We start from the raw sequence: 2,801 nt of genomic DNA, 5'->3' as shown, positions 1-2,801 counted from the left end.
GGGTTAGGGAGGGGTAAAACATTTGATAGCAGCAACCATAAATTAGTGATTTAGATCATATAGATGCTGCACACCTTTGATTAAGCTCCTAACATTTGTAAATTGTGTAAAGTGGCATAAAATCCCTGTTGTTGTAACAATTCCTCATGACTTCCCTGTTCAATTAATTCTCCCCGTTTCAACACAAAAATTCTATCCACATTCCGAATCGTTGAGAGACGGTGAGCAATAATAATTGAAGTTCGTTGTATTAACAACTGATTTAAAGCTTCTTGAACTAAAGCCTCCGTTCCCACATCTAAACTCGCTGTAGCTTCATCTAAAACCAAAATTTGCGGATTACGAATAGCCGCCCTCGCAAAGGCTAAAAGTTGTTTTTGTCCACTAGAAAGATTAGTTGCTCGTTCTCGTAACTGAGTATCATAACCTTGAGGTAATTGGTTAATAAACGTCGCCACATTTGTTTTTTCTGCTGCTTGTTGAATTTCTGCAAAACTGTAATTGTCACCCAAAGTAATATTACTTTTGACATCACCAGCGAATAAAAACGCCTCTTGCAAAATCACCGTCATATAACGTCTTAGTTCCACCTGGGGAATCTCGCGGATATCCACACCATCAATCAGAATGCGCCCTTGGGTTGGTTCATAAAGACGACATAACAGGCGAATAATCGAACTTTTACCGGCACCGGTTGGACCGACTAAAGCCACCTTTTCCCCTGGGTGAATGGTAAAGTCTAAATTCTTAATAACGTAATCATCATCTTTATAAGCAAAGGAAACATTTTCAAACTTAATTGCTCCCAAAGCCGGAACGGGTGTAAAATCTTGAGATTCTAACTTAGAAGCTATCTCATTAATATAGCCAAATTCAAAATCTACATTTAAACTTCGAGGCTGAGAGTAATCTTTAATTTCGATAGGTTCATCTAAAATATCAACTACCCGTTCAATAGCCGTAAAACCAGATTGAATCACCGTAAACTTTTCCGCAAAATTCCGCAATGGTTCAAAAAATTGTTGGGCATATAAAATAAATGCTGATAAAATCCCAAAAGAGATTTGTTGATTTAATAATAACCAACCACCTAAACATAGTACCCCAGCAACGGCAATTAAACTAATCCATTCTAAGGTTGCAGAAACTGCGGAATCATACCAAATGCTAATATCTACCTCCTTAACATAACGTTGGTTAGCAGATCGAAATAACTCAACATTAAATTTTTCGCGGCGAAATAATTGAACTATATTAATACCGACAATATTTTCTTGAAGTTGAGAATTGAGTGTAGAAAGTTCTTCCCTGGTTTTATAATTAGCCCTTCGATACTGCTGTTGAAAATAAATTATCAACCAACTTACTGGCAAGAGGATGAATATCAACAAAGAAGCAAGTTGCCATTGAATTGAGAACATCAATCCTACAATTACTACCATAGATAGTAAATCAGAAACAATGCCTACAGCCCCAGTGGAAAAAACATCTCCTAAACTTTCGACATCACTCGTTAGTCTAGTAATCAATTTACCTACAGGTGTCTGATCAAAAAACCGCACAGCTAAAGATGTCACATGAGTAAATAAATCCTCACGAATAGCCGCCGTAATTTTTTGCCCTAGTTTCTGAACTAAATAACCTTGGATACCTGTTAATACTAAGCGCAAGGTAGTTGCAATAAGCAACAGTCCAATCAGGATATTTAAGCCTTGCCATAAAGGCATATTTTGAAGAAATTGATATGTGCTAGGTTCTTTGCGAATTAAAGAAATTGCCTGTCCTACTAATAGGGGTTTGATAGCACTAGCAACAGCAATAGGAACAAGCATCAACATGGATACTGCTAATAGTTTGCCATGACGACGACCATAGGGAACTAAGCGTAAAAATAACCGCCAGTCATTTTCTCGACGACGGTATTCGGAATTGGATTTAGTTGGAGATGGAGAGATGCCCATAAATAACAATTTAGGAGGAAAATAATGTGAAATTCTGCCCTGGGGGACTAATTTTTTTCAAAATTTAAGCCATTGATTTCTTGACATTTTGCCTGTGCTGCTTGATAAGCTGTCAAATATTCTGGACCACCCAACATGACATCACCATAATAATCATAGGGGGCTTCGCCATAAATAGGTAAGGGATCATCTTCTGGATAATCTTCTTTGGATTCTTCAATAATGGCTTTGAGCTTTTTGGCACTCAGGTTTTGGGCGGGAAAATAATACAGTTCTTGGGGATTTTTCTGTAAATGGGGAAGTGTCGGATCTATAATTACATCATTAACTTCAATCCAACTATGTTCCACTGGTTTATAGGGCTGACCTGCAAATACTAAAAAGCCTTGAATATACTTTGCCCCTTCGGTGATTAAAACTGCTTTATAGGCATTATCAAAAGGTTTTTTGGCTTTACTTTTGATAGTTTTGGCAATTTCATTAGATAGGGTTTCATCTAATAATTTGTTCATGGAGTAAATTCTCCTTTAATTATTTTGTCAATTATTAATATACACTGTACTAGGCAATTTTTAATCACCTGGACTATATAGCGATCGTAAATTAGTTATGAAAAACAAGATCCCCGACTTCTCTAACCCACATTCCGCACCCTGAACTGTCACATATCAAAAAAGCCTAGCGAGTAGTACATAATAACTAAAAATCATTCCAAGGGTAAGAGGCTTAATGATAGTAAGTAGCATTAAGCTGGGCATGGAGTGAGAAAGTGGAACTTCGTAACGGGACTGAAAGAAAGAGAAAATTCGATATGATTAAAAAATTAATTGTTCACAAAAG

Annotated in this window: 2 protein-coding genes; both read right to left on the bottom strand. The window is 36.8% G+C overall.

Annotation, left to right across the window (positions count from 1 at the left end; genetic code table 11):
* Positions 1-80: 80 nt before the first annotated feature.
* Complete coding sequence (locus tag IQ228_RS24355) at positions 81-1,961, bottom strand: ABC transporter ATP-binding protein (protein ID WP_027403429.1); 1,881 nt, start codon at positions 1,959-1,961, stop codon at positions 81-83.
* Positions 1,962-2,008: 47 nt separating this feature from the next.
* Complete coding sequence (locus tag IQ228_RS24350; protein WP_027403428.1) at positions 2,009-2,473, bottom strand: hypothetical protein; 465 nt, start codon at positions 2,471-2,473, stop codon at positions 2,009-2,011.
* Positions 2,474-2,801: the final 328 nt, after the last annotated feature.

Source organism: Dolichospermum sp. LEGE 00246 (genome assembly GCF_015207865.1).
Taxonomy (GTDB): Bacteria; Cyanobacteriota; Cyanobacteriia; order Cyanobacteriales; family Nostocaceae; genus Dolichospermum; species Dolichospermum heterosporum.
This window is presented reverse-complemented; position numbering and strand designations above follow the sequence as displayed.

Excerpts from the sequence above, each read along its gene's own strand:
- IQ228_RS24355 (WP_027403429.1), bottom strand. The coding sequence starts at position 1,961 with ATGGGCATCTCTCCATCTCCAACTAAATCCAATTCCGAATACCGTCGT.
- IQ228_RS24350 (WP_027403428.1), bottom strand. The coding sequence starts at position 2,473 with ATGAACAAATTATTAGATGAAACCCTATCTAATGAAATTGCCAAAACT.